Annotated in this window: 21 protein-coding genes; 7 read left to right on the top strand and 14 right to left on the bottom strand. The window is 69.4% G+C overall.

The window, feature by feature from the left end; all coding sequences use genetic code 11:
* Positions 1–204 precede the first annotated feature (204 nt).
* From G406_RS0109885 to G406_RS0109875, 3 genes are read right to left on the bottom strand one after another with little or no spacing between them, the layout of a single operon-like run.
* Positions 205–1,215: an alanine racemase gene (locus G406_RS0109885; RefSeq protein WP_028933702.1), complete on the bottom strand. Its 1,011-nt coding sequence runs from the start codon at positions 1,213–1,215 to the stop codon at positions 205–207.
* A complete protein-coding gene (locus G406_RS0109880) occupies positions 1,215–2,546 on the bottom strand; it encodes a D-arabinono-1,4-lactone oxidase (protein WP_028933701.1) in 1,332 nt (443 codons plus the stop codon). Before G406_RS0109880 ends, G406_RS0109885 begins: the two co-directional genes overlap by 1 nt.
* On the bottom strand, positions 2,543–4,039 hold the full coding sequence (locus G406_RS0109875; RefSeq protein WP_169736667.1) for an APC family permease: 1,497 nt from the start codon (positions 4,037–4,039) through the stop codon (positions 2,543–2,545). The genes G406_RS0109880 and G406_RS0109875 overlap by 4 nt, the downstream gene beginning before the upstream one ends.
* Positions 4,040–4,193: 154 nt before the next feature.
* Here G406_RS0109875 and G406_RS0109870 point away from each other — a divergent pair, with 154 nt between their 5' ends.
* Positions 4,194–4,817, top strand: coding sequence for a TetR/AcrR family transcriptional regulator (locus G406_RS0109870; RefSeq protein ID WP_028933699.1), 624 nt, complete (start codon positions 4,194–4,196; stop codon positions 4,815–4,817).
* Here G406_RS0109870 and G406_RS0109865 read toward each other — a convergent pair.
* Positions 4,789–5,424: a TetR/AcrR family transcriptional regulator gene (locus G406_RS0109865; protein ID WP_028933698.1), complete on the bottom strand. Its 636-nt coding sequence runs from the start codon at positions 5,422–5,424 to the stop codon at positions 4,789–4,791. The two genes, G406_RS0109870 and G406_RS0109865, sit on opposite strands and share 29 nt — an antisense overlap.
* 140 nt (positions 5,425–5,564) lie before the next feature.
* Between G406_RS0109865 and G406_RS0109860 the strand changes: the two genes are divergently transcribed.
* Together G406_RS0109860 and G406_RS0109855 are read left to right on the top strand one after the other, a co-directional pair.
* The gene (locus G406_RS0109860) at positions 5,565–6,194 is read left to right on the top strand and encodes an MSMEG_1061 family FMN-dependent PPOX-type flavoprotein (RefSeq protein WP_028933697.1); all 630 of its coding nucleotides are present in this window, start codon (positions 5,565–5,567) and stop codon (positions 6,192–6,194) included.
* 20 nt (positions 6,195–6,214) lie between these two features.
* A complete protein-coding gene (locus G406_RS0109855) occupies positions 6,215–7,123 on the top strand; it encodes a PDR/VanB family oxidoreductase (RefSeq protein ID WP_028933696.1) in 909 nt (302 codons plus the stop codon).
* 110 nt (positions 7,124–7,233) lie between these two features.
* On the opposite strand, the gene G406_RS0109850 is transcribed toward G406_RS0109855, so the two are convergent.
* Positions 7,234–8,397 (bottom strand): acyl-CoA dehydrogenase family protein, encoded by a 1,164-nt coding sequence (locus G406_RS0109850; RefSeq protein ID WP_028933695.1) that lies wholly within the window; start codon positions 8,395–8,397, stop codon positions 7,234–7,236.
* 15 nt (positions 8,398–8,412) lie between these two features.
* Positions 8,413–9,258: a 3-hydroxybutyryl-CoA dehydrogenase gene (locus G406_RS0109845; protein WP_028933694.1), complete on the bottom strand. Its 846-nt coding sequence runs from the start codon at positions 9,256–9,258 to the stop codon at positions 8,413–8,415.
* Between the two features lie 132 nt (positions 9,259–9,390).
* Between G406_RS0109845 and G406_RS45885 the strand changes: the two genes are divergently transcribed.
* On the top strand, positions 9,391–10,092 hold the full coding sequence (locus G406_RS45885; protein WP_051341879.1) for a TetR/AcrR family transcriptional regulator: 702 nt from the start codon (positions 9,391–9,393) through the stop codon (positions 10,090–10,092).
* Here G406_RS45885 and G406_RS0109835 read toward each other — a convergent pair.
* Positions 10,058–11,470 (bottom strand): aminotransferase-like domain-containing protein, encoded by a 1,413-nt coding sequence (locus G406_RS0109835; protein ID WP_028933693.1) that lies wholly within the window; start codon positions 11,468–11,470, stop codon positions 10,058–10,060. The genes G406_RS45885 and G406_RS0109835 overlap by 35 nt on opposite strands.
* A 37-nt stretch (positions 11,471–11,507) precedes the next feature.
* On the opposite strand from G406_RS0109835, the gene G406_RS0109830 reads away from it, so the two are divergent.
* Entirely contained in the window at positions 11,508–12,404 is an 897-nt protein-coding gene (locus G406_RS0109830) for a DMT family transporter (protein ID WP_037075811.1), read from the top strand.
* A 3-nt stretch (positions 12,405–12,407) separates the two neighbouring features.
* On the opposite strand, the gene dgoD is transcribed toward G406_RS0109830, so the two are convergent.
* The 7 genes from dgoD to G406_RS0109795 form a co-directional block, all read right to left on the bottom strand.
* Complete coding sequence (gene dgoD / locus G406_RS0109825) at positions 12,408–13,553, bottom strand: galactonate dehydratase (protein ID WP_028933691.1); 1,146 nt, start codon at positions 13,551–13,553, stop codon at positions 12,408–12,410.
* On the bottom strand, positions 13,550–14,179 hold the full coding sequence (locus tag G406_RS45880) for a bifunctional 4-hydroxy-2-oxoglutarate aldolase/2-dehydro-3-deoxy-phosphogluconate aldolase (protein ID WP_245607066.1): 630 nt from the start codon (positions 14,177–14,179) through the stop codon (positions 13,550–13,552). The genes dgoD and G406_RS45880 overlap by 4 nt, the downstream gene beginning before the upstream one ends.
* A complete protein-coding gene (locus G406_RS0109815; RefSeq protein ID WP_028933689.1) occupies positions 14,176–14,919 on the bottom strand; it encodes an IclR family transcriptional regulator in 744 nt (247 codons plus the stop codon). The genes G406_RS45880 and G406_RS0109815 overlap by 4 nt, the downstream gene beginning before the upstream one ends.
* Complete coding sequence (locus G406_RS0109810; RefSeq protein ID WP_028933688.1) at positions 14,916–15,836, bottom strand: sugar kinase; 921 nt, start codon at positions 15,834–15,836, stop codon at positions 14,916–14,918. Before G406_RS0109810 ends, G406_RS0109815 begins: the two co-directional genes overlap by 4 nt.
* Positions 15,837–15,859: 23 nt before the next feature.
* Positions 15,860–17,251 carry an MFS transporter gene (locus G406_RS45875; protein WP_051341877.1) on the bottom strand — a complete coding sequence of 464 codons (1,392 nt, stop codon included), beginning with the start codon at positions 17,249–17,251 and terminating at the stop codon, positions 15,860–15,862.
* Between the two features lie 188 nt (positions 17,252–17,439).
* Positions 17,440–18,831 carry an MFS transporter gene (locus tag G406_RS45870; protein ID WP_064742879.1) on the bottom strand — a complete coding sequence of 464 codons (1,392 nt, stop codon included), beginning with the start codon at positions 18,829–18,831 and terminating at the stop codon, positions 17,440–17,442.
* 124 nt (positions 18,832–18,955) lie between these two features.
* Positions 18,956–19,882: a LysR family transcriptional regulator gene (locus G406_RS0109795; protein ID WP_028933687.1), complete on the bottom strand. Its 927-nt coding sequence runs from the start codon at positions 19,880–19,882 to the stop codon at positions 18,956–18,958.
* Positions 19,883–20,217: 335 nt separating this feature from the next.
* Between G406_RS0109795 and G406_RS0109790 the strand changes: the two genes are divergently transcribed.
* Both G406_RS0109790 and G406_RS45865 read left to right on the top strand, forming a co-directional pair.
* A complete protein-coding gene (locus tag G406_RS0109790; RefSeq protein WP_028933686.1) occupies positions 20,218–22,572 on the top strand; it encodes an arylsulfatase in 2,355 nt (784 codons plus the stop codon).
* Complete coding sequence (locus G406_RS45865) at positions 22,569–23,501, top strand: SUMF1/EgtB/PvdO family nonheme iron enzyme (RefSeq protein WP_084215920.1); 933 nt, start codon at positions 22,569–22,571, stop codon at positions 23,499–23,501. The genes G406_RS0109790 and G406_RS45865 overlap by 4 nt, the downstream gene beginning before the upstream one ends.
* The last annotated feature ends 32 nt before the right edge of the window (positions 23,502–23,533 follow it).

The following is a 23,533-nucleotide window of genomic DNA, read 5'->3' as shown; positions in this document are numbered from 1 at the left end:
TCCCCGCGATCCTGGCTAAGCACTTGGCGTGGCCGCCCGCTGTCAACCCTGAAACCTCGCCCCCGAACCCGTGCAACCAGGAACGAGCGCGAGGCCGGCGCCAGCCGGGGGTTGAGAGCGGGCGGCCACGCCAAGCACACTGAAAGCCAGCGGGGATGCACCTCTCAAGACACCCCCATGCCCCCGGCTCAGCACAAGAGAGCGTCACCACCCACGCAGGTCGACAGGCCAGCGCTCCAGCACCCGATCACCGCTGGCCAGATACATCGCCTCGTGCAGCGCGACCGTCGGGTCGACGTGCGCGGGCAGGACCCGCACCCGATCACCGACATGCACCGAGCCGGGAGTGCTCGGAGCGAACGTGATGTGCTCGTCGGAGCAGTACCAGACCGAGGCGCCCTCGATCGTCGGGTTCCCGTGGTCCATACCCAACGACTTCAGTCCGACGTCGGCGACCGCCCACCCCTCGGACACCGAGATCACCGTGCCCAGCACGGACAGGGCCTGGGCGAAAGGCAGCCCGAGCGATCCGTACGCGGTGTCCATCAGCGCGTAGGAACCGGCCTGGATCTCGCTCGCCCAGGTGTTGACCGCGTGGGTGCCGGTGCCGCCAGCGGACACCAGATCACCGCCCACCTCCGCGTGTGCCGCGAGCAGGAGCTTCATCGCCTCCTCGGTGAGCCGTGTGCGCTCGGCCTCCGGGGTCACCATCATCAGATGGCCCTCGTAGCCCATGACGCCGCGCACCGCCAGTCCCCGCTCGCGTGCCGATGCGGCCAGGTCACCGGCCTTCTCCGGTGGGCATCCGCAGCGGGGAAGGCCGACGTTGACGTCGATGACGACCTCACGGACCCCGCCGTCCACGGCGGCCGCGATCGTCTGTGAGGAGTCCACGGCCGCGGTCACCCTGGCACCCTCCGCAACCAGCGCGCCGAGACGCCTCATGTCCAGCACCTCGTTGGCGAGCAACAGGTCATCGCCGAGCCCCGCGGCCACCATGCCCTCGACCTCGCGCACGGTGGCGCAGGTGAAACCGTGATGGCCTGCCGCGTGCTGGCGTGCCGCGAGGGCGGTGCACTTGTGCGCCTTGACGTGCGGCCGCAGCCGGTCACCGGGTAAGGCGGCGGACATCGTGGCCAGGTTCGCCTCCAGCAGGGTGTCCTCCACCAGCAGCGCCGGTGTCGTCAGCCCCGCGACCGTCCCCAGGTCCGCCATCAACTGCCCCCGTCCGCCGGACCGAGGACCCGGTCCAGGTAGTCGTTGCCGAACAGGCCTCCCGGGTCGACCCGCTTGCGTACCGCCAGGAACTCGTCGAAGCGTGGGTACCGGGTGCGCAGCGTGTCCGCGTCGCACGTGTGCATCTTGCCCCAGTGCGGTCGACCGTCCAGCCCGCTCATCACGGCCTCGACCTCCGCGAAGTACCGCTGGTAGGGCTGACCGGCGAACATGTGTACCGCCAGGTAGGCCGAGTCCCGGCCACTCGCGGTCGACAGCGGGATGTCGTCCGGCGCGGTGAACCGCACCTCGATCGGGAACGACACCCTCATGCCGGGCAGCTCGGTCACCCGCCGGACACCCGCGATCGCGTCGCGCACGGCCTCTCTGGGCACCGCGTACTCCATCTCGACGAACCGAACCCGTCGGGGAGAGCAGAACACCCGGTGCGAGGCGTCGGAGTACTCCCGGTCCCCCATGAACCGCGCGGCGAACCGGTTGATCCTGGGCACCAGCGACGGTACGGCCTTGCCCAGCTCACAGGTCAGCCGGAAAGCGCCGTTGCCGATCACATCGTCCTCGATGAAGGCACGCGGGCGGCCGATGGGCCGCGGACGTTGCCCCTCGGCGAGCCGGTTGTTCCGCTTGGTCAACGTCTTCTCGGTGTGCGGGAACCAGTAGAACTCGAAGTGGTCGTTGGTCGCGACCAGCTCGTCCAGCTCCCCGAGCACCCGCCCGAGCGGCATCGGACGCTCGGCGGCGTGCAGCACGAACGCGGGCTCGGCCGCCAAGGTCACCGAGGTGACCAGTCCGAGCGCTCCGAGCCCGACCCGCGCGGCACTGAACAGCTCGGGGTCCCGGGTCGGGTCGCACTGCACCACCGAGCCGTCGGCGAGCACCAGCTCGAGCGCGCGGACCTGCGTGGCCAGGCCGCCGAGGTTGCGTCCGGTGCCGTGGGTGCCGGTGGACAGGGCACCCGCGACGGTCTGCCGATCGATGTCTCCGAGGTTGCTCAACGCGAGCCCGGCATCCGCCAGCATCCGGTTCAACCGGTACAGCGGAAGCCCCGCGTCCACGGTCACCAGCCCGGTCGAGGTGTCCAGCGCCCGCAGCCCGGCCATACCGGACAGCTCGACCTGTACCCCGTCGGTCAGTCCGATGCCGGTGAACGAATGCCCGGAACCGATCGCCTTGACCCTGCTCCCGACCCGGGACGCGGTCTCGACCAGCGCGGACAGCTCCCCCACGCTCCGGGGTCGGGCCACCTGCACCGGCGTCGCACGCTGGTTGCCCGCCCAGTTACGCCACTGCTGTCGGTTCGCCCCGCTCATCTGCGTTCCCCCTCGACGACGTTCGGTGTCTGACGGACCGCCGCGTCGGGCAGCCGGGGCGGGCCGGCGGCACCGTCCCGCAGCCTGCCGCGCAGCCCGACGAAGTACCAGACCGCGGCCAGCGCCAGTCCGCCCAGGGTGACCCACAGCGCATCGCGGAACTCACTGGGCAGGACCAGCACCGCGAGCGCGGCGAGCAGCCAGACGAGAGCCAGCACGAACACCGGGGTCGCCCACCGGCCCAGGTGGAACGCCCCCGGCAGCCGATCGAGCCGATGCCGGCGCATGCCGTAGGCGATCACGGTCAGTAGATAGACCACATAGGGAATCAGCGCGGTTGCCCCGACCAGGGTGCCGAACGCGTTGCCGTTGAGGTAGCCGTACGTCATCAGTGCCAGGCAGATCACCAGTGAGATGACCAGTGCGGGCACCGGGGTCCTGCGTCCGGCGCTCACGCCCCGCAACAGGCCCGACGCCGGGAGCATGTTGTCCCTCGCCATGGCATAGATCAGCCGAGCGCTCGCGGCCGCGGCGACGACGGTCAGCGCGACCATGGAGAAGACCACGACCAGCAAGAATGCGGATGTCAGACCGTGACCCAGCCAGTACGTGCTGATCTCCGCGAGCGGCACCTCCGAGGAGGCGATCGTGGCAGGGTCCGGGATGGCGACCGTGAACCCGATCAACGTGATCATGCCGAGGACCCCAGAGACGATCACCGACAGCAGGATCGCTCTCGGGATCGTGCGGCGCGCATCCACCGTCTCCTCGCCCATGTCCGCCGCGGCCTCGAACCCGACGAGGGTGTACACGCCGATGAGCGAGGCGAGCACGATCCCGTAGAACAGCGACTGGCCGGGCAGCTTGGTGTACTCGCCGAGGATGCCGAACCCGTGACCGACCGGCTTGGCGTGACCGACGAACAACCCGAACAGCAGCAGTGCGAGCACCACGGTGCCGATGATCTCGGTGACCACCGCGACGTTGTTGACCCTGGCCGCGAGCTGCACGCTCACGATGTTGACGCCGAACGCGATGACGATCAGCACCACGGCGACGGCGAACAGCAACGAGCTGTCCGACGGGTCGCCGCCCAGCGCGGTGACCAGCAGCGGGGCGGCGCCGAGCAGCAGGATCCCGGGCATCCCGACCGCGCTGTACATGATGCCCAGTGCTCCGACCACGTACCCGTAGCGCGGTCCGACCAGCCGCGCGGCCCACTGGTAGTTCGCGCCGGCTAGTGGGATCCGGGTCGAGAGCTCGGCCAGGATCAGCGCGACCAGGGTCTGCCCCACGGCCGCGATGGGCCACAGCCAGATGCTCGCCGGACCGAGATGGGTGATCCCGAAGGCATAGTTCAGGAAGATTCCGGTGGTGATCGAGACGACCGAGAACGCGACCGAGAACACCGCGAACAGGCGCAACACCCGGCGCAGCTCCTGTCGGTACCCGAACTCGCCCGATTCGGCACTTGCCTGTTCGCTATGAGCCACGCCACTCAGGGTGGCCATAGAACCGGTTCTGAGTCAATGGTCTGAGTCAGGTGACCCACTTTTGTCGTAAGCTCGCACCGTCCGGTCATCGGTTAGTGGTTAGCTCATGAGCGACAGCCGGAGTGGATCGAGAACGACAGAGGGTGGCGACAGCGTGGCGCGGGTACGGGCCAAGGTCAGGCGTGAGCTGCTCATCGAGGCCGCGGTGCGGGTCGCGGCGCGCGACGGGGTGGCCGCGACCACGACCCGCGCCGTCGCGGCGGAGGCCGGGGCGAGCCTGGCGAGTGTGCACTACTGCTTCGACTCCAAGCAGGAGCTGCTCCGTGAGGTGCTGATCTCGATCATCAACGAGCTGGCGGGCGACTGGTTGCCGAGCGCGACGGAGGGCGCCGGTGTCGCGGTGCTGGCCCGCGCGGAACTCCGTGCGCTGTGGGACGTCGTCGAGCGTGAACCCGGCAAGCAGCAGGTCACCTACGAGCTGACCCACCATGCGCTGCGCACCGAAGGGCTGGAGGAACTGGCACGGTGGCAGTACGAGGTCTACTACGAACGCAGCGCGCAACGCTTGCGCGACATCGCGGCACGCGCCGCCGTCGAGTGGACCCTGCCGCTGCCGATCCTGACCAGGATGCTGATGAACATGATCGACGGCCTCGTGCTCGGCTGGCTGGTCGACCGGAACTCCGAGCTCGCCCGGGGTGCGCTGGACGCCTTCGCCGACTCGCTCGAAGGAATGAGCCGCGCGATCGTCACGTCACCGGGGCTCGAGCACTCGTGAGATAGCTCGTCAGCATCGCCACCAGCTCGTTCTCGAGGCGGGTGACGTCGATCGGGTCGGGCGCCGCGATCAGCTGGTGCACGACCAGCTCGACGGTCGAGACCACGAGCCTCGCCGCGGTGTGCGTGTCGGTGACCCGGACCTCCGGGTGACCGTCGAGCAGGTCCTGGATGTAGCTGACGAACATCCCCATGCTCCTCGCGACCTTCGCCAGGAGCTCGTCGGAGCGTGGACCCTGCTCCATCATCACGCGCAGGAGCTGCGGGTCGTCCAGGTGGTTCTCGATCGCCGCGCGGACGAAGAGCCGAAGGATCTCCTCCAGCGGACCGGGCAGCTCGGAACGCTGCCGCTCCCCGATCGCGACGAGTCCCGCGTCGAGATGCCGGGTCAGGAGCTCCAGCAGGATCGCGTCCTTGTTCGGGTAGTACTGGTACAGCGACCCGACCGAGATCCGCGCCCGCTCCGCGATCCGGTTCGTGGTGCCCGCGGCGTAGCCGTGCTCGGCGAAAACCTGAGCCGCCGCCGTCAGGATGCGGCGCCGGGTGAGCTCGGAACGAACCTGGCGAGGCTGTCTACGTGGTTGAAGCCTGCGTTTGTCCGACGTCATGAGCGCTCCGGTGGACGGGCTCGAAAGCGAGTAGCCAAGAAAGCGAATGATTGCTCGTAATAGTGCCATGACCTGCAACGACTAGACGTCCAGGACGCAGGCGGCGACACACACCTCACCTCATCAGCAAGGAGACGTTCATGACGCATGCCCGCACACGCCCCCGGCGGGTACCGGCGAGCGAGGTCCGCGCTCGTCTCGGGGAGCCGGAGGGGCTCGTGACGGAGAAGATCCTCGACCATGTCGACGAGCACGCCCACCGCTTCATCGCTCATTCGCCGTTCCTGACCCTGGCTACCGCCGACGCGGCCGGGCGGGCCGACTGCTCGCCCCGGGGCGACTATCCGGGTTTCGTGAAGGTGCTCGACCCCCACACGGTCGCGATTCCGGACCGCGCCGGCAACAAGATCGCCGACTCGTTCCGCAACATCGCCGAGAACGACGGAGTCGGGCTGCTGTTCCTCGTGCCCGGCGTCCGGGAGACGTTGCGCCTCAACGGCCACGCCTACCCGACCGATGAACCCGACGTACTCGCCCGGATGCAGGCCGAGGCCAGCACACCGGACCTGGCGCTGATCGTCGAGGTCACCGAGGTCTACTTCCACTGCGGACGGGCACTACTGCGGTCCCGGCTGTGGGACCCGGCCAGCCAGGCTCTGGCGGCCGCGCTTCCGTCACCGGGCGAGATCGTCACCAGCCAGCTCGGGCTCGACATGTCTCCGGAGGAGCTCGACCGCAGCCTCGAATCCGCGTACCGGAAGCTGTACTGACCGCACACGAAGGTGATCCCGTGCAACACACCATCCTCGACCGCGTGGACCGGATCGCCGAGGACGTCGTGTCCCTCGTCCTGCGCGGCGCGACTGCTCCACTCGCGCCCTGGGAACCGGGCGCGCACATCGACCTCGCGCTACCCAACTGGCTGACCAGGCAGTACTCGCTGTGCGGAGATCCCGCCGATCGGGACAGCTACCGCATCGCGGTCCGCCACGAGCCGCTCAGCCGAGGCGGTTCCGAGTACATCCACCTGTTCCTCGCCCCGGGACGAGGCCTCGACGTCTCCCTGCCGCGCAACCACTTCCCGCGCCTGCCCGCGCCGGAGTACCTGTTCCTGGCCGGCGGTATCGGCATCACGCCGATCCTGCCCATGCTGCGCGGCGCGGTCGAGTCCGGTGCGACGGCCACAGTCGTGTACCTGGGCAGATCGTTGTCGACCATGCCGTTTGTCGACGAGCTGAGGGCCGGCTACGGGTCCGGAGCACGGATCATCGCCACCGAGACCGAGGGGCGGCCGGACCTCACAGCTCTCGCGTCACGCCTGTCACCGGACGCTCTCGTGTACTGCTGCGGTCCGGCGTCGATGGTCGCCTCGGTGGAGGCCACGTTCCCGGCCGACCGTCTGCACATCGAACGCTTCCGTCCGCTGACCAGAACTTTCGCGCCGAACACACCCTTCGAGGTGACGTGTGTCCGGTCGGGAGACACGGTGGCGGTCGACACCGACGAGTCACTGCTCGACGCGTTGATCCACGCGGGACATCCCGTGCCCCCCGGCTGCCGCGAAGGGGTCTGCGGAAGCTGCGAGGTGGTGGTCCTCGACGGCGAACCAGAACACCGCGACGACATAGGCGCCCCCGCCGGACGCATGTACCCCTGCGTCTCCCGCGCCCACACCCCGCACCTCCTACTGGACCTCTGATCCACATACGCACCCCCAACGGCACGAATGTGGCTTTAGGGACGTTGAACGTCCCTAAAGCCACATTCGTGCCACTCGGGGCGGGTGGCTGGGCGGGGCGGGGCGGTTGGCTAGCGCTTCAGGAGGTTGCGGGCGATGACCATCCGCTGGACCTGGTTGGTGCCCTCGTAGATCTGGGTGATCTTGGCGTCGCGCATCATCCGCTCGACCGGGAAGTCCCGCGTGTAACCGGCGCCGCCCAGTGCCTGGACCGCATCGGTGGTGACCTTCATCGCGACGTCCGAGGCGTAGCACTTGGCGGCCGCGCCGAAGAACGGCAGGTCGGCGTCACCACGCTCGGACTTCGACGCCGCCACGTAGACCATCTGCCGGGCCGTCTCGACCGCCATGGCCATGTCCGCGAGCATGAACTGCATGCCCTGGAACTCCGCGATCGCCTTGCCGAACTGCCGGCGTTCCTTGACGTAGTCCAGCGCGGCGTCGAGCGCGCCCTGTGCGATGCCCACCGCCTGAGCACCGATCGTCACCCGGGTGTGGTCGAGGGTGCGCAGCGCGATCTTGAGGCCCTCGCCCGGCTTCCCGATCATCCGATCGCCCGGGATCCGGACGTTGTCGAAGTGCAGCTCGCGCGTCGGTGAGCCCTTGATGCCGAGCTTGCGTTCCGGAGCACCGAAGCCGAACCCCTCGTCGGACTTCTCCACCACGAAAGCGCTGATGTTCGAGCCGCGGGCACCGTTCGGGTCGGTCACGGCAAGTACCGTGTAGAACTCCGACACCCCGGCGTTCGTGATCCACGCCTTGTGGCCGTTCAGAATCCAGTCGTCGCCGTCGGGAGTGGCCCGGCACTTCATCGCGGCGGTGTCGGAGCCGGCCTCGCGCTCGGAGAGACCGTAGGAGAACCCGCCCTCACCACGCGCCAGCGGCGGCAGGTACTTCGACTTGATCTCCTCGGAGCCACCGAGGAGCACCGGCATGCTGCCCAGCTTGTTGACCGCGGGGATGAGCGACGACGAGGCGCACACCCTGGCGATCTCCTCGATGACGATGCACGTCGCCAGCGCGTCCGCGCCCGCGCCGCCGTACTGCTCCGGCACGTGCGGCGCGTGGAAGTCCGACGCGACGAGCGCCTCGTAGGCGGCCTGCGGGAACGCCGCCTTCTCGTCGACCTCCGCCGCGTACGGCGCGATCTTGTCCTCGCTCACCGCCCGCACCGCCTCGCGGATCGCCTCGTGGTCCTCGGAGAGACGGAACAGGTCGAAGTCGGTGTTGTTCACAGGTGTCCTCCGGTGTCAGTTGTAGGTGTAGAAGCCGCGGCCGGTCTTACGGCCGAGCAGCCCCGCCTCGACCATGCGGGCGAGCAGCGGCGGTGGCGCGTAGAGCGGCTCCTTGAACTCCTCGTACAGCGACTCGGCGACCGCCTTCGTGGTGTCCAGGCCGATCAGGTCGGCCAGCGCCAGCGGGCCCTGTGGGTGAGCGGCACCCCGGATCAGGCCCTGGTCGATGTCCTCCGCGGTGGCGAATCCGGACTCGAACATCCGGATGGCCGAGAGCACGAACGGGATCAGCAAGGCGTTGACGATGAACCCGGCGCGGTCCTGACAGTCGATCGTGTGCTTGCCGAGGGTGTCCTCGACGAAACTCCGGACCTTGCTGGTCGTCGCGGGCGCGGTCAGCAGGCTCGGCACCAGCTCGACCAGCGACAGCACGGGCACCGGGTTGAAGAAGTGCACGCCGAGCACCTGGGTCGGACGGTTGGTCGCCACGGCCAGCTTCATGATCGGGATCGACGAGGTGTTGGACGCCAGCACCGCGTCGGTCGACTCCACGATCGCGTCCAGGCGCTTGAACAGACCCACCTTGGCGGTCTCGTTCTCGGCGATGGCCTCGATCACCAGGTCGCGGTCGGCGAGCTCCTCGAGCTCGGTCACGACCCGGATCCGGGTCAGCACGTCCTGGGCGCTGGTGATCTTGCCCTTGGCCTCGGCGCGACCGAGGGACTTCGTCAGTCGCTCCAGGCCGGCGTCCACCGCCTTCTGATCGGCCTCGACGACGACCACGTCGCATTCGGCACGGGCGGACACCTCCGCGATCCCCGCACCCATGAGCCCGCATCCGACAACGCCGACGCGCTGCATCGATAGCCACAACCTCTCCGATAGGTACTGCGTTCCAGTGTACGGTACTGCGTACCATCGCGGAGAGCAAGCGTCACCGACCGCCCCGTCACCGACGACATAGGGTCACGCCGAGAGAGTCGAGGAGCACCCATGCCGCAGCACGGCACCAAGGCACGCCTCAGCGAGGCGGCGTTCGCGCTGTTCGACGAACGCGGCTACGAGGCCACGACGGTCGACGACATCACCGAGCGCGCGGGCGTCGGGCGGACCACGTTCTTCCGCGCGTACCGGTCGAAGGAAGAGGTCATCTTCCCCGACCACGACGCCGTGCTGGATGCCATCCGGACCCGTCTCGCCGCCTCGACGCCGCACACGGCGCTCGTCGCGGTCCGTGAGGCGGCCCGGCTCGTACTGCTGCACTACCTCGGCGAAGGCGACCTGGCACTCGCCCGGTACCGGCTGACCCGAAGCGTGCCCGCGCTGCGCGACCGGGAGATCGCCGGCACCCTGCAGTACCAGCGCGTGTTCCGCGAGTACATCCACACCTGGCTGGGTGGTGGCGAGAACGCCGCGCTGCGCGCCGAGCTGATGGCGGCCGCCGTGGTGACCGCTCACAACTACGTGCTGCGCCGGTGGCTGCGCGGCATGACCGACCGTCCCGAGGCCGAGTTCGAAACGGCGATCGCGGCGGCTCTGGAGTCATTCGCGCAACCGTCATCGGCCGAGGGAGCGATCGTCGCCTTCCGCACCACGAAGGATCTAGACGCCGTCCTGCCCGCTCTGCGGGCGGTGCTGGGCGAGCCGGACGACCCCGGGCTCAGCCGGGATGTCGCGCAAGGGTCTCGCCGATGATGCGTGCCGCGTCCGGATAGGCACCCGGGTTCGAGCCGGAGTAGTTGAGCCGGATGTACGGGCCAGCGGGTTCGGCGGGGAACCACTCGTTGCCGGGCGCGACGACCACTCCCGCCGCCTCGCAGTCCCGCGCGAAGACGGCCAGGTCGATGGCATCCGGCAGGCGGACCCAGAGGTGCAGCCCTCCCCGGGGCACGGCGTCGAGGTGCAGCGCCGGGGCATGGTCGCGGAGGGCGCCGATGAGCAGGTCGCGGCGCGCGGCCAGCTGGTGGCGCAGACCTCGCCGATAGGTACGCCACGCCGGCTGGGTGACGACGTCGAGCGCGGCGGCCTGGAGCACGCCGCTGACGTACATGGACACCGCCTGGGCATCAGCCAGGATCCGCCTGCGAGCCGGCCCCCTGACGACAAGACCGGCGATGCGCACGGCGGGTGACACGCTCTTGGTCAACGAGCGCAGGTAGATCACATGGCCGGTGTCGCTGCGCGCGGCCATCGGCACGGGGTCGTCGGTGATGCCGAAGTCGTGCGCCCAGTCGTCCTCGACCACGAAGGCACCGTGCCGACGGGCCGTCTCCAGCACCTGATCGATCAGTGCCGGTGACCACTGGCCGCCCGTGGGGTTGGCGAAGTTCGGCTGGACGTAGAACGCCCGCGCCCCGGTCCGGGCGAAGGCTCGCGCCACGTCGTCCGGGTCGGGGCCGTGGACACCACTGGGTACGGGGACGATCTCCACCCCGACCTGGGCCGCCGCCAGGATCGCACCCCAGTAGGTCGGTGATTCCATCAGCAGCGGACCGCCCGTCCCGACGATCGCGCGGAACGTCGTGCTCAGCGCGCTCTGGCTACCGGGGAAGATCACCACGTCGCTCGGCGCGGGTGGCGAGACACCGCTCGGAGTGGTGGAGCCCAGCTCAGCGGCGAACCAGGCCTGAAGGTCGGGCAGGCCCGCGCTGGGCGGGCGGTCGACGGCGGCCTCACCACGCGCGGCGCGGACGAACGCCGAACGGACCAGACGCTCGGGCAGCAGCCCGCGGTCCGGGTAGCCGGAGTGCAGCGCGATCACGTCGTTCGGGGTCGTGCGCAGCGCTGTGGACAGCTGCGGCATGTGGTTGCGCACCGAGCCGAGGGCGGCCGTCTGCCACTCGTGGTCGTTCGGGCGCGCCACCCGGACGGTACGGACGAAGGTCCCCACGCCCGGCCGGGTCTCGACCGTCCCCTGCGAGGTCAGGGTGCGCAAGGCCTTCTGGACGGTGACCGGGCTCGCCCCGTACCGCGCGACCAGGGTCCGGGTCGACGGCAGCTTCGCGCCAGGCGGGGCTGCGTCGACCCAGTCACGGAGGCCTGCCACGATGCGCGAACTGCTATCGTCGGACATGACAGCACATAGTAGCGCTACTCTCACCGCGTCGCCGGTGCTATCGCGGACGCATTCCGGTCTCCTGTGGGGGCTGCTCGGAGTCGGCGCGTTCTCCTTCACCGTCCCGTTCACTCGCATCGCGGTTCAGAGCGGTGGGTTGTCGCCGCTGTTCATCGGCTCGGGGCGAGCGGTCATCGCCTCGGTCCTGGCGGCTTCGGCCCTGGCGATCACCCGGCAACGGCGCCCGCGCGGTGTCCAGTGGACCCGGCTCGCCGTGGTCGCCGCCGGTGTGGTCGTGGGCTTTCCGCTGCTGACCTCGTTCGCGCTCACCAGCGCCCCGGCGAGCCACGGAGCCGTCGTGATCGCGCTGCTCCCCGCGGCGACGGCCGTGACGGCGGTGCTTCGGGGACGGGAGCACGTCTCGAGCCGGTTCTGGATCATGGCGATCGTGGGGTCAGTCGTCGCCGTGGCCTTCGCGGCGGTGCAGGGCGGCGGGCTCCACGGGCTGCACCGCTCCGACCTGCTGCTGTTCGGGGCGGTCGTCGCGGCCGCCATCGGCTATGCGGAGGGCGGCCTGCTCGCCCGTGAGCTCGGGCCGTGGCAGACGGTCTCCTGGGCCCTCGTTGTCTCCGCGCCGGTGATGCTCGCTCTGGCCGGAGTGGCGACCGTCCAGCATCCACCCACGGGCACCCCGGTCGAATGGGCCTCGTTCGCCTATCTGGGCGTCGTCAGCATGTTCCTCGGCTTCTTCGCGTGGTACCACGGGCTGGCGATCGGTCCGATGGCCCAGGTCAGCCAGGTTCAGCTGGTCCAGCCCGTGCTGAGCATCTGCTGGGCGGGACTGTTCCTGCGCGAACAGATCACCTGGCCGACGGTCCTCGGCGGAGTCGCCGTCATCGCCTGCGCCGGGCTCGCGGTCCGAACCCGCCTGACCTCGCCGACGCGTCCGTGAGGCTCACCATTCGGCGAAGGACCCGTCGGGGTGGCGCCAGATCGGGTTGCGCCAGTCGTGCCCGACCTCCGCCGCCCGGCGCACCGCCGCCTCGTCGACCTCGATGCCCAGCCCGGGGCCGGTCAGCAACGCGACCGAGCTGTCCCGGAACTCGAAGACGCTCGCGTCCACGAGGTAGTCGAGCAGGTCGGACCCCTGGTTGTAGTGGATTCCGAGACTGGTCTCCTGGATGAGCGCGTTGGGGGTCGCGAAGTCGACCTGCAGACACGACGCGAATGCGATCGGGCCCAGCGGACAGTGCGGCGCCAGCGCCACCCCGTGCACCTCGGCCATCGCGGCGATCCGCCGACACTCGGAGATGCCGCCCGCATGGGACAGGTCGGGCTGTGCCACCGCGATGCCCGAACCGAGGACGTCCCGGAAATCCCATCGCGAGTACAGCCGTTCCCCGGTCGCGATCGGCACGGTGGTCGATGCGCAGATCGCCGCGTAGTCCGCCGTCTGCTCCGGAACCAGGGGCTCCTCCACGAAGAACGGGTGCAGGGGCTCGAGCAGCCGGCACACCTCGCGGGCCACGGCGGCGGACGTGCGGCCGTGGAAGTCGACCGCGATGTCGAAGTCGTCGCCCACCGCGGCACGGACGGCGGCGACCCGCTCCACCATGGCGTCGATCTCGCGCTTCGACTCCAGAGCGCGCATCGAGCCCGAGCCGTTCATCTTGATCGCGTCGAAACCCTGCGCCTTCTTCTCCAGCGCGTGTTCCGCCGCCTCGGTCGGGTCGTCGCCCGCCACCCAGCAGTAGCTGCGCATCCGGTCCCGCACAGGACCGCCGAGCAGGTCGTGGACGGGCACCCCGAGCGCCTTGCCCTTGATGTCCCACAACGCCTGGTCGACGCCGGCGACCGCGCTCGCCAGGATCGCGCCACCCCGGTAGAAGCCACCCTTCGTCAACACCTGCCAGTGGTCCTCGATGCGGAACGGGTCCTGACCGACCAGATACTCCGCGAGCTCGGCCACGGCGGTCGCCACGGTGGCCGCGCGTCCCTCGACGACCGGTTCGCCCCACCCGGTGATGCCTTCGTCGGTGGTCACCGCGAGGAAGCACCAGCGCGGCGCGACGAGGAAGGTCTCCAGACCGACGATCTTCATCGGGCACCTCTCACTCGGTCGACGAGCTCGGGAAGGGCGGCGAGCTGGCCCGCGTCCGCCAGTGCGGAGCCCAGCGAGACGGCCGACGCACCCTCGGCGAGGAACCGTTCGGCGTTCCCGGTCGACATGCCTCCCGTCGCGACGAAGCTGACCTCGGGGAACGGCCCGTGCATCGCGCGGAACCAGGATGTCCCCAGCTCGGCGGCGGGGAACGCCTTGAGCCAGGTCAGCCCGAGTTCCATGGCGCGCTGAATCTCCGACGCCGTGGCGACGCCCGGAAGGTGGGGCATCCCGGCGGCGATGGACGCCTCGGCGACCCGGCGGGAGAAGCCCGGCGCCACGGTGAACGCGGCGCCCGCCTTCGCGGCGGCCTCGACCCGCTCGATCGTCGTGACGGTCCCGGCGCCGACCGAGGCACCTCGTTCGGCGCCGGCCCGGGTCGCGGCGGTCAGCGCCGCGACGGCGTCCGGAGACTGCACCGGGATCTCGACCATGGGGATCCCGTGATCCCAGGCGCGGGTGCAGAGTTCGAGGGTGCGTTGCCGGTCGAAGCGGCGCAGGATCGCCATCAACGGCAGGTCCGCGAAGCCGGCCCGGAAGAACCGCTCGTTCGTCGGGTCGCTCACGTCGTCCATCCCAGTTCCGAGGAGATCGCGGTGGCGGTCCGGCGGATCGCCGGCAACCGAGCGCGCAGCGCCTCCAGATCGGTGTCGGCCTTGATCGCGGTCACCGAGATCGCCGTCCGGACGACGCCGGTCGCGTCGTACACGGGGTGACCGATGCAGTTCACGAAGCTCTCGAACTCGCCGTCGTCCGTGGAGAAGCCTCGCGCCCGGATGCGTCGCAGCTCCTCGACGAACGCGTCCGGTGATGCCACGGTCGTCTCGGTGTAGCGCTCGAAGACATAGCCGTCGAGCAGCACCGCACGTTCCGCCGGGGGCATGAACGCCAGGATCGCCTTCCCGACGCCTGAGGCGTGCAGTCGTACCGGTTTGCCGATCTCCGAGTACAGGCGGACCTTGCCGTGCGGTTCGATCTTGTCCGCGTACACGACGGCGTCGTCGACGACGGTGGCGATGTGCACGGTCACCTGGAGCTCGCGGCACAGGTCCCGCAGGTGCGGGTGAGCGATCGTGCGCAGGTCGAACTGTTCGAGCGCCGCGTGGGCCAGACCGGCGAGCCGGTAGCCGGCGGTGAACGTGCCGTCCTCGTTCTTGCGCGCGAGCCCACCCTTGGCCAGGTCCTGCATCAGCCGCAGCGCCGTCGTCCGATGGACCTGCAAGCGCTCGGCCACGTCCTGCGGGCGTTGTGGCCCCTTGCTGATCATCTCCAGGATCGAGATCGCCCGCTCCACCGCCTGGCTCATGACAGCACTGCCGGACGGAGCGAGGTGGCGTCGGCGTGATCGTTCATCGAACGCAGCGCGAATCCGGCGACCCGGTGGCCGAGCAGCAGCCGGGCCTCGGGTGTGGCGCCACGCAGGAGCCCGGACAGGTACCCGGCGGCGAACGCATCCCCCGCGCCCACCGGCTCCACCACGTCGACGGGCTCAGCGGGGACGAAGACCGATCGGCCTCGTTCGACGAGCGTCGCGCCGACGTCGGAGTCCTTGACCACCACCGCGGCCGAGCCGCCGATCAGGGCGGCCGTCTCCTCTGGGGTACCTGTCCCCCACACCGCCTCGGCCTCGTCGAGCCCGACGAACACCACGTCCGAGGCCCTGGCCAGCTCGAGCAGGACCGGAGCCGCCTCGGTGGCGGACCACAGCGCGGGCCGGTGGTTCACGTCGAACGAACGCAGCACGCCCTGGGCCCCCGCACGCGCCAGAAGGGTCGTCGCCAGCTCGGCCGCGGAGTCGGACAGTGCCGGCGTGACGCCGGACAGATGGACCAACCGGGTGGACCGGAGGTCCAGACGATCGAGGTCGGCCGTCGACAACCGCGACGCCGCCGAGCCGGACCGGTAGTAGTACACACCGGACGCCTCGGGAGCCGGATCCTTGAAGTACACGCCGGTCGGCGCCTCGGGATCCCGCACGACCAGCCCCACATCGACTCCGCCGCCGCCGATCTCGGCGAGGACGTGCTCGCCGAGGGGGTCCGCGCCGACCCGGCTCAACCAGCCCGTCCGGTGACCGAGGTCGGCGAGGTAGAGCGCAACCGTCGACTCGGCGCCCGCGACGGTGAGTGCCGCCGAGCGCGCGTCCGCCAGCCGCTGCCCCTCGCCCGGTACCACCAGGATCATCGACTCCCCGACGCACACCACGTCCGGACCTTCGCTCACACTCGTTCCTCCCGCCCGCGCGCTCAGCGCACCTGGGCGTACTCGACGTCGATCGGCACGCTGCCGTCACTGTCCCCCGACCGCAGCGCGGCCCGGCGCAGGGCACGCGGTGCGGTCTCCCGGAGGAAGAACGTGCAGACCGCCGTGATGATGCCGGACAGCGCCATGTACCCGGCGAGCAGCCACGGCGTACCGCCACCGGCGTGGACCAGGAGTGTCGCGACGAACGGCGCGGTGCCGGAGAACACCACGCTCGTCGTCTCCCTGGACAGCACCAGCCCCGAGAACCGCACCTCGGTCGGGAGCTGCTCGGAGTAGAACGAGCCGGCCGGACCGAAGATCATCGAGTTCAGCATGACGGCGAACCCCAGCGTGACGGCGAGGATGATCAGCGGCAGCGACTTCGTGCCGATGAGCAGCCAGAACGGCACGGTGAAGACGGCGATCGCGCAGCCACCCGCCATCATCAGCGGCCGCCTGCCCACATGGTCGGACAGCCACCCGCAGAACGGCACCCCGAGGACGGACACCGCGGAGGCGATCGAGATCGCGATGACCGAGGTGTTGGCGGGCATGCCGAGCTGCTGGGTCGTGTAGGCGGGGAGATAGCCCTGGATCGAGTACGAGGCCACCGCCGTCGCGCACCCGGCGCCGATCATCAGCGCTACCGTGCGCTTGTGGTTGCGCAGGACCTCCGCCAGCGGTGCCGAGCGCTTCTTCCCGTCGGCGACGGCCGCCTCGAACACCGCGCTCTCCGCCGTGGTGTAGCGCAGTACGAAACCGACGATCACGACGAGCACCGAGGCCAGATAGGGGATGCGCCATCCGTAGCTGAAGAAGTCCGCCTCGGGCATCGACGCGACGAGGGCCATCGCCCCGGACGCGAGGACGACGCCGATGAACTCACCGCCGCCGGGTAGCGCCGCGTAGAAACCCCGGTTGGTCGGCGTGGCGGCCTCGGTCGTCCAGACGTAGGCCCCGCCCAGCTCCGCGCCCACCCCGAGTCCCTGCAGGATTCGGAAGAAGACCAGCAGGATCGGCGCCCAGACACCGATGCTGTCGTAGGTCGGGAGCAGGCCGATCGCCAGCGTCCCGACGCCCATCAGCAGCAATGTCGCCATCAGGATCGGCTTGCGGCCGATCCGGTCGCCGAAGTGGGCGAGGACCAGGCCGCCCACCGGGCGTGCCGCGAAACCGACCGCGAACGTGGCGAACGATGCCAGCGTCGACACATAGGTGGACTGTCCGGTGAAGAACACCCGGTTGAACACCAATGCCGCGGACGCGCCGAAGAGGAAGAAGTCGTACCACTCCAGCACCGATCCGACGACCGAGGCGGCAGCGATACGGACGCGAGCCTTCTGCTCCGTCACATGCCGGCGCGAGCCCTCGATGTTGGTCTCGTCTGTGGTCATGGTGCTCCCTTGCACGAACCCGACGCCGGACCACCACCGGTCCGCGCACTCGCAAGCTAACACCACCTATGCATATCGTGCACGTACTGTGCATATAGTGCACGCACGCCGACGAAGTCCGACTGTTGTCGTCGCCGGCAGCATCGAGCCCGACTTCGCAGAGGCGGCGCGGATGGTGCCGGTGAGGGCTATGGGGCAATACGCTGGACCGGGTGGGGCGTCGGGAACGCCGACTCGGTGTGCTGAGGTCCCCGACTCGCGGCTTCCTCCAGGGTGCGGTTGCGCGTCTCCTCGGCCCAGGCGAGGCAGACCACGAAGCCGACGAATGTGACCCCTGCTCCCAGGAACATCGTCGCCGAGACGCCGAAGGCGGCCAACGACAACGGGACCAGGAAGGTGCCGACCGCGGCACCGAACCGGGTCAGAGCGATGGCCACGCCGAGCGCGGCCGCGCGGATGTGGGTGGGGAACAGCTCGTTGGGATATCCCCATTCCAGGATCCCGGGGCCGCCGGAGAACAGGGCGTACAGACAGAAGAACCCGACGACGAACGGCGCGGGGGCGTGCGTCCACACGCCCAGCGCGAGGAGCGGCAGGACCATCAGCCCGAACGACCAGATGATCGTCCGACGGCGTCCCACACTCTCCAGCAGCAGCATCGCCGGTATGCACCCGATGGCGAACACCAGGTTGATGACCGCGGTGCCCAGGTTGATGAGGTTGCCGGTGCCGAGACCGAAGGAGCCGAGCAGCTGTGGACCGAAGGTCAGCAGCGCGAACAGGGGGATGATCGCGCAGGTGAAGAAGACCACGACGAACACGGTCCGCCGCAGGTAGATGCCTCGGAACAGCTCCGTGATGTCGCCTCGCCGTTCACCGCCGCTCGTCTCGCCCGCCCGCAGCTGCTCGGGGGTGACCCGTGTCCTCAGCGCCTTCTCGATGACGTCGCAGGCCTCGGCGTCACGGCCCGCACTGATCAGCCACCGAGGGGACTCCGGCGTACCCAGCCGCAGCAGGAACACGGCGGCCGCCAGCACGGCCGCGCTGGCGAGCATCCAGCGCCACCCCGCGCTGCCCAGGTACTCGGTGATCAGGTACCCGACGAAGTAGGCCAGCGCGGTACCGACGTACCAGACGATGATCACCGAGGTGAACATCCGCGCACGGCGTCGACGCGGCAGCCACTCGGTGAGCAGGGCCGTGGCGATGGGGTAGTCGGCGGCGATCGCGATCCCGATGACGAACCGCAGGACGATCAGCTGCCACGCCGAGGTGACGAACACCGAGAGCGCGGAGCCGACGATCAGCACCAACAGGTCGAGGGTGTACATCGTCTTGCGGCCGATCCGGTCGGTGATCGGCCCGAACACGAGGCCACCGAAGAACATGCCGACCAAGGCGGCCACCCCCACGACCGCTTCGAGGGTCGTGGTCAGCCGCAGCTCGGCGGTGATTCCGGTGAGCGCGATTCCGACGATTCCGAGCAGATAGCCGTCCAGGAGCGGCCCTCCGCAGCACGACGCCGCGAGCTTCCGATGAAATCCGGTGACAGGTGCTTCATCTACAACTGTGAACGCCATGAATTCCTCTTCGTCAACGATGACGGGATACGCGTCGAATCACAGTCGCATGGGTCAGCTCAGGTGAGCAACATAATCGGTTCGCCGGCCCAGACTTCATTTCTATTCATGCCATTCACCCCACCTATGACTCGCCGCCGACGGCCGGAATCGCGTGCGGGTTCGCCGAATAGTCACTGATCGCGAGCTCCACGAAAGTGCGTGCCGCCGGCGAGAGCGGACCGGACCGCCACACGAGACGACCTCGGTAGCGCAGGGCCGGTTCGATGAGATGGACCCGGGCGCCCTTGGCCTCGGCGTCGGCCGCCATCGACCTGGGCAGCAGTGCCGCGCCCGCGCCGGCGAGCACGAGCGGCACCATCATCGCCCGGTGCGCGGTCTCGACCGCGATGCGCGGTTCGGACCCGAGGGCCCGCACCGTCTCCTCCAGCAGGACACGCGTCGCGGTGCCTTCCGGAGTGGTCACGAACGACAGTGCGGTCAGCTCGCGGTGGCTCGCCACGGGTGCCACATCCGGCAGCGCGCACCGGACGTCCACGGGCGGCAGTACCAGTCGCAGCTCCTGGTCGGCCAGTTCGAGGCCGTCGAGCTCGCGTGCCGGGAGTGTCGATTTCACCAGGCCCAACTCGCGCTCGCCGGTGCGCACCATGTGCTCGGCACCGGACTCGTCGGGGTCGGATATCCGTACCCCGACCTTCGGGTACAGACTCACGAACCGCCCCACCATGCCCGCCAGCGGGTCGACCGCGAGAGTCGTCTGGGCGACGATGTCCAGCCGGCCACCGGACAGTCCGAGGACCTCCCGCACCGATGCCGTGGCGGTGACGAGGTCACGGGCGACCTGGCGGGCGGGGCCGACGAGCGCCTGCCCCGCCGGGGTCAGCACGACACCGTGCGGCAGCCGGTGGAACAGCATGCCGCCCAGCTCGGCCTCGAGCGACGCGATTGCGTGGGACAGCGAGGGCTGCGACACGTGCAGCGTGCGCGCGGCGTTGGTGAAACCACCGTGCGCGACGACGGCCAGGAAGTACTCGAGCTGGCGACGTTCCATCTCAGGTCGCGATCGGGTGGCGCGGCGAACTCATGGAAAGGTTGTACCTGCCTGCGCACACCACTGTCCAGGATCACCTTTCGGCGACCCGATAGTCGGCGTCTATCGGGCGCATCAGAAATCGCACTGAGCACGCCCGCGCACCTCGTTGACCGTAGCGGCGGCCACGTGTGACGATACCGCCAGCGCCGACCCATTCCCCCTCGCGACACGTCGTGACTATTCCACTATCGAAATGATTTGTGGAATGCGGGTCGAATAGCGGCGCACCGGGATCGACATACGAATCCATCGGTGGCCCACCACCTGTCAGCAGTGAGGAGACGCAGCCGGGTATGAGCAGCTTCCGCGCCGATCGACACATACTTCCCGAGCCGGAGACGGTGGCGGACGTCGTGACGAGCCTGGGGATCGACGACGACACGAACACGTTCGCCCCGGTCCTCCCCGTCGAGGCGCCGCCCGACGCGCCGAACGTGGTGGTCGTCGTACTGGACGACCTCGGCTTCGGCACGTCGAGCGCGTTCGGCGGCCCGTGCCACATGCCGACCGCGCAGCGGCTGGCGGACGACGGGCTGCGCTACACGCGGTTCCATGTGACGGCGCTCTGCTCGCCCACCCGTCAGGCGCTGTTGACCGGGCGCAATCATCACTCGGTCGGGATGGGTGGGACGACCGAGATGGCGACGTCGGCACCCGGTTACACCGGGTTCCGCCCACGCAGCGCCGCCACGATGGCGCGAATCCTCCAGGCCAACGGCTACAGCACGGCGGCATTCGGTAAATGGCACCAGACGCCCCCGAGGGAGATCAGCCCGGTCGGCCCGTTCGAGCGGTGGCCGACCGGTGAAGGGTTCGATCACTTCTACGGGTTCATGGGCGCGGAGATGAACCACTGGTACCCCTTGCTCTACGAGGGCACCACGCCGGTGGAACCGGACCGGCGCCCCGAGGACGGCTACCACCTGTCCGAGGACCTGGCCGACCACGCCATCGACTGGATACGCGTGCAACGGACGCTCACCCCGGACCGCCCGTTCTTCACCTACCTGGCATTCGGTGCCTCGCACGCTCCACTGCACGTCGCACCTGAATGGCAGCGGAGGTACCGCGGCCGGTTCGACCACGGCTGGGATCGCCAGCGAGAACAGACGCTGCACCGCCAGCGGCGACTGGGAGTGGTCGCGCCGGACACCGAGCTGGCCGGCTGGGCCACCGGCGTCCCGCATTGGGACGAGCTGACCGAGAACCAGCGAGCCCTGTCCGCCCGTTTCATGGAGACCTTCGCCGGTTTCACCGAACACGCGGACGCGCAGGTCGGCCGGTTCGTCGACGCACTGGAGGCGCTCGGCGAGCTGGACAACACCGTGTTCGTCTATCTGCTCGGCGACAACGGCGCGTCCGGCGAAGGCGGCATCGAGGGCAGCACCGTCGAGCACCGGCTTGGCCACGGCATCGTCGACGACCCGGACCTCATGATCGACGACATCGACGCGATCGGCGACCCCTCCACGTACCCGATCGCGCCGGTCGGCTGGGCGCTCGCGCTCAACACCCCGTACCAGTGGACCAAGCAGGTCGCCTCGCACCTCGGCGGCATCCGCGACGGCCTGATCGTCCACTGGCCCCGGGAGATCTCCGACCGGGGCGGCCTTCGCCACCAGTTCCACCACGTCATCGACGTGCTGCCGACGATCCTGGACTGCGCCGGGCTCCCCCGTCCCACCAGTGTCGACGGCGTCACCCAGAAGCCCATCGAGGGCATCAGCATGCGCTACACCTTCGGCGCGGCCGACGCGGCCGACCGGCGCCGGACGCAGTACTTCGAGATGTGCGGCAATCGCGGCATCTACCACGAGGGCTGGATGGCGGTGACCCGCCACGGTGTCCCCTGGGAGATGGTCCCGTCGGCCACCAGACGCTTCGCCGACGACGTCTGGGAGCTCTACGACCTGGACACCGACTGGAGCCAGGCGCACGATCTCGCGGCTGAGCATCCCGAGAAGCTGCGCCGGTTGCGAGACCTGTTCCTGATCGAGGCGGCCAAGCACCAGGTGTTCCCGTTGGACGACCGGGTCACCGAACGGGAGAACCCGACCATGGCGGGCCGGGTGGACCTGCTGGGTGCACGCACCTCCGTCACCTACCGCGGTGGCATGCGCAGGTTCACCGAGGAGACGACGCCCAACGTGAAGAACCGGTCGCACAGCATCATCGCCGACATCGGGATCGACGAGGCCGACACCGAAGGCGTCGTCATCGCCCAGGGCGGACGTTTCGGCGGCTGGTCGCTCTACTGCGTGGCCGGGCGGGCCTGCTATGTCTACAACTACTTCGGCCTGTCGCGGTACACGGTGCGCACCGGCTGCACCCTGGGGCCCGGCCGTCATGAGATCCGCATGGACTTCACCTACGACGGTGGCGGCCTCGGCAAGGGCGGCGGCGTCGTCCTGAGCGTCGACGGCGCCAAGCAGGCCGTGGGCCGCGTCGATCGGACGATCCCCTACTACTTCTCGTTCGACGAGACCCTCGACGTGGGTGTGGATCTGGGCACGCCGGTCACCGACGACTATCCCGAGATCGACAACCGGTTCACCGGCACCGTTCACACCGTGCGGATCGACCTCGAAGAGCAGGACCGACCGGAGAGCTACGAGGGCCTTGTCCGACGCGTCATGACGTCACAGTGACGTGCTGCTCGGGTCGCGGGTCGGGCGGGCGCGGGACGCCCCCGTCCCGCGACTTCACCGTGCTGGTCCGCGCGCGGCCGGCCACCTCGCTGGTGTCGCTGGCGGGCGGCAGGTTCCTGATGGGCAGCGAGGACGCCGACATCAACCCGGCCGACGGCGAGGCGCCGATCCGGCCGGTCGACGTGGCCGCGTTCCAGATCGATGCCGTCGCCGTCACGAACGCCCGATTCGCCGCATTCGTTCGGGCGACGGGTCACCGCACCGACGCGGAACGCTACGGCTGGTCGTTCGTGTTCGACCGGCTCCTCCCGCCCGGGCGGGCGATCTCGACCGCGCGCGCCGTCGACGCGCCGTGGTGGGTCGCCGTATCGGGAGCGTCGTGGCGGGCCCCGGAAGGGCCCGGCTCGACCGTGGGCGACCGCCGCAACCATCCGGTGGTGCACGTGTCCTGGCACGACGCGGTGGCGTTCTGCGCCTGGTCGGGGACACGCTTGCCCACCGAGGCCGAATGGGAGTTCGCCGCCCGGGGCGGTCTCGAGCAGGCCCGCTACCCGTGGGGCGACACCCTGACCGATCACGGACGGCATCGCTGCAACATCTGGCAGGGAGAGTTCCCCACCGTCAACACGCTCGACGACGGCCATCTCGGGACGGCTCCGGTCAAGGAGTACCGGCCCAACGGCTACGGCCTGTTCAACATGGTGGGCAATGTGTGGGAATGGACCTCGGAGCCGTTCGCCCCGCCGTCCGGCGTCGAGCAGGCCGACGACCCGAGGGCGATGCGCGGCGGGTCCTACCTGTGCCATTCGTCGTACTGCAACCGCTACCGGGTGGCCGCAAGGACCTCGAACTCACCTGACAGCTCGGCCGGGAACATCGGCTTCCGGGTCGCCGCCGACGTCGGACAGGGAACCCGACCGGGTCGTTGACACCGTATCTAATCTCCCTTAAATTTCGCCCT

Source organism: Actinospineispora spinosispora DSM 44797 (assembly GCF_000429025.1).
Classification (GTDB): Bacteria; Actinomycetota; Actinomycetes; order Mycobacteriales; family Pseudonocardiaceae; genus Pseudonocardia; species Pseudonocardia spinosispora.
Note: the sequence above shows the minus strand (reverse complement) of the source record. Positions and strands in the feature narration are given on the sequence as shown.

Bases quoted from the DNA above. Each gene is read 5' to 3' on its own strand.
- G406_RS0109885 (WP_028933702.1), bottom strand. From the start codon at position 1,215: ATGGCGGACCTGGGGACGGTCGCGGGGCTGACGACACCGGCGCTGCTG.
- G406_RS0109880 (WP_028933701.1), bottom strand. From the start codon at position 2,546: ATGAGCGGGGCGAACCGACAGCAGTGGCGTAACTGGGCGGGCAACCAG.
- G406_RS0109865 (WP_028933698.1), bottom strand. From the start codon at position 5,424: ATGACGTCGGACAAACGCAGGCTTCAACCACGTAGACAGCCTCGCCAG.
- G406_RS0109860 (WP_028933697.1), top strand. From the start codon at position 5,565: ATGACGCATGCCCGCACACGCCCCCGGCGGGTACCGGCGAGCGAGGTC.
- G406_RS0109845 (WP_028933694.1), bottom strand. From the start codon at position 9,258: ATGCAGCGCGTCGGCGTTGTCGGATGCGGGCTCATGGGTGCGGGGATC.
- G406_RS45885 (WP_051341879.1), top strand. From the start codon at position 9,391: ATGCCGCAGCACGGCACCAAGGCACGCCTCAGCGAGGCGGCGTTCGCG.
- G406_RS0109835 (WP_028933693.1), bottom strand. From the start codon at position 11,470: ATGTCCGACGATAGCAGTTCGCGCATCGTGGCAGGCCTCCGTGACTGG.
- dgoD (WP_028933691.1), bottom strand. From the start codon at position 13,553: ATGAAGATCGTCGGTCTGGAGACCTTCCTCGTCGCGCCGCGCTGGTGC.
- G406_RS0109815 (WP_028933689.1), bottom strand. From the start codon at position 14,919: ATGAGCCAGGCGGTGGAGCGGGCGATCTCGATCCTGGAGATGATCAGC.
- G406_RS45875 (WP_051341877.1), bottom strand. From the start codon at position 17,251: ATGACCACAGACGAGACCAACATCGAGGGCTCGCGCCGGCATGTGACG.
- G406_RS45870 (WP_064742879.1), bottom strand. From the start codon at position 18,831: ATGGCGTTCACAGTTGTAGATGAAGCACCTGTCACCGGATTTCATCGG.
- G406_RS0109795 (WP_028933687.1), bottom strand. From the start codon at position 19,882: ATGGAACGTCGCCAGCTCGAGTACTTCCTGGCCGTCGTCGCGCACGGT.
- G406_RS0109790 (WP_028933686.1), top strand. From the start codon at position 20,218: ATGAGCAGCTTCCGCGCCGATCGACACATACTTCCCGAGCCGGAGACG.